Annotated in this window: 2 protein-coding genes; both read right to left on the reverse strand. The window is 63.3% G+C overall.

The annotated features are described in order from the left end of the window. Window positions 1-812: 2-oxoacid:ferredoxin oxidoreductase subunit beta (locus tag VKR55_RS22480; protein ID WP_324406743.1), on the reverse strand; the 812-nt coding region annotated here is incomplete at its 3' end. Beyond that, on the reverse strand, window positions 809-2,452 hold a 1,644-nt coding region (locus VKR55_RS22485), incomplete at its 5' end, for a 2-oxoacid:acceptor oxidoreductase subunit alpha (protein WP_324406745.1). The genes VKR55_RS22480 and VKR55_RS22485, both read right to left, overlap by 4 nt.

The following is a 2,452-nucleotide window of genomic DNA, read 5'->3' on the forward strand; positions in this document are numbered from 1 at the left end:
ATGGAGGCGGAATCGCCGTCGCCGGAGACGCCGAGATAGATCAGGTCGCGGTTGGCGAGGTTGGCGCCGGTCAGCACGTCCAGGCGATTCACCGCGTCGTTGTGCTCGCGCACATAATCGAAGCTCTTGGTCGAGCCGGCATGGTTGTTGAACGCAATGCAAGGGCTGATGATGTCGATGAAGGCCGCGCCCTTGTGTTCGATCGCAGCCGCGATCAACGGCACCAGCTGGGTCTTATCGCCGGAGAAGCTGCGCGCCACGAAGCTCGCACCCAGCTGAAGCGCAATCGCAACCAGATCGACTGCGTTGTCGGTATTGGTCACGCCTTTCTTGGATTTCGAGCCGCGGTCGGCGGTGGCCGAGAACTGGCCCTTGGTGAGGCCGTACACGCCGTTGTTCTCGACGATATAGGTCATGTTGACACCGCGCCGGATCGAATGCGCGAACTGGCCGAAGCCGATGGAGGCGGAATCGCCGTCGCCGGAGACGCCGAGATAGATCAGGTCGCGGTTGGCGAGGTTGGCGCCGGTCAGCACCGAGGGCATGCGGCCGTGCACCGAGTTGAAGCCGTGGGAGTTACCGAGGAAGTAGTCGGGCGTCTTGGACGAGCAACCGATGCCGGAGATCTTGGCCACCCGATGCGGCTCGATCGACAGATCGTAACAGGCCTCGATGATCGAGGCCGTGATCGAGTCGTGGCCGCAGCCGGCGCACAGGGTCGAGATCTTGCCCTCGTAATCGCGATGGGTGAACCCGAGCTCGTTCTTCTTCAGGGCCGGATGATGAAATTTGGGCTTGGCAATATAGGTCATGACACGGCCTTGCGGAGGGGGGTCACCTTGAGATGGTCCTGATGGTCGCCGATCGCTTTGGCGATGAAGCGTGCGGTGATCGGCGTGCCGTCGTAGTGCACGATCGGGATCAGCCGCACCGGATCGATGCCGTTCTCATTGACGATGAGCTGGCGGAGCTGGCTGTCGCGGTTCTGCTCGACCACATACACAAAGTCATGATCGGCGATGAAGCTTGCGACGCTGGAGTGGAACGGGAAGGCGCGGATGCGGAGCCGATCGAGCAGGTGCCCGCGCGCCTCGAGTAGCCCGATCGCCTCGTCCATCGCGGGGGAGGTCGAGCCGAAATAGATCACGCCGTATTTGGTCGGCTTCACCGCATTGGCCTGCAGCGGCCGCGGCACGAGGTCCTGCGCGGTCTCGAACTTGCGCACCAGGCGCTGCATGTTGTCGGCGTAGACCGGGCCTTCTTCCGAATAGCGCGCATAGCGATCACGCGACGTGCCGCGCGTGAAATAGGAGCCCTTGGTCGGATGCGTGCCGGGATAGGTACGGAACGGGATGCCGTCGCCGTCGACGTCGAGATAGCGGCCGAAGTCGCGGCCTTCTTCCAGCATCTCCGCGGTCATGATCTTGCCGCGGTCATATTGCCGCGCGTCGTCCCATTTCAAGGGACGGCAGAGACGATGGTTCATGCCGATGTCGAGGTCGAGCATCAGGAAGATCGTGGTCTGCAGCCGCTCGGCGAGGTCGAACGCAACCGCCGCAAACTCGAAGGCTTCGGCGGGGTCTTCAGGCAGCAGCAGCACATGCTTGGTGTCGCCGTGCGAGGCATAGGCGCAGGCGATGATGTCGCATTGCTGGGTGCGCGTCGGCATGCCGGTCGAGGGACCGGCGCGCTGCACGTTCATGATCACCGCCGGGATTTCGGCGAAATAGGAGAGGCCGATGAACTCGGTCATCAGGGAGATGCCGGGGCCCGATGTCGCAGTGAAGGCGCGTGCGCCGTTCCAGGACGCGCCGATGACGATGCCGATCGAGGCGAGCTCATCCTCGCCCTGCACGATGGCGTATTTCGCCTTGCCGGTCTTGGGATCATGGCGCAGCCGCTTGCAATGGCCGGCAAAGGCGTCCGCGAGCGAGGACGACGGCGTGATCGGATACCAGGCGCAGACGGTAGCGCCGCCATAGACGGCGCCGAGCGCGGCTGCGCTGTTGCCCTCGATGAAGATGCGGTCGCCGACTTTGTCGGCCTTCTTCACGCGAAGCCCAATCGGGCATTTCAGGTTCTGCAGCGCCCAGTCGCGGCCGAGATGCAGCGCGTGGACGTTGGAGGAGAGAAGCTTCTCCTTGCCCTTGTACTGCTCGCCGATGAGCTGCTCGATCACCTTCGGGTCCATGTCGAGCAGCGCCGAGAGCGCGCCGAGATAGATGATGTTCTTGAACAGCTGGCGCTGGCGCGGATCGGTGTAGGTCGAGTTGGTGATCGCGGTCAGCGGAACACCGATGATGTTGATGTCGGTGCGGAATTTCGACGACGGCATCGGCTTGGTCGAATCGTAGAACAGGTAGCCGCCGGGCTCGATTCCGGCGACGTCCTTGTCCCAGGTCTGCGGGTTCATCGCCACCATCATGTCGACGCCGCCGCGCGCGCCGAGATG

The sequence above is a fragment of the Bradyrhizobium sp. genome (assembly GCF_035309285.1).
Lineage (GTDB): Bacteria > Pseudomonadota > Alphaproteobacteria > Rhizobiales > Xanthobacteraceae > Bradyrhizobium.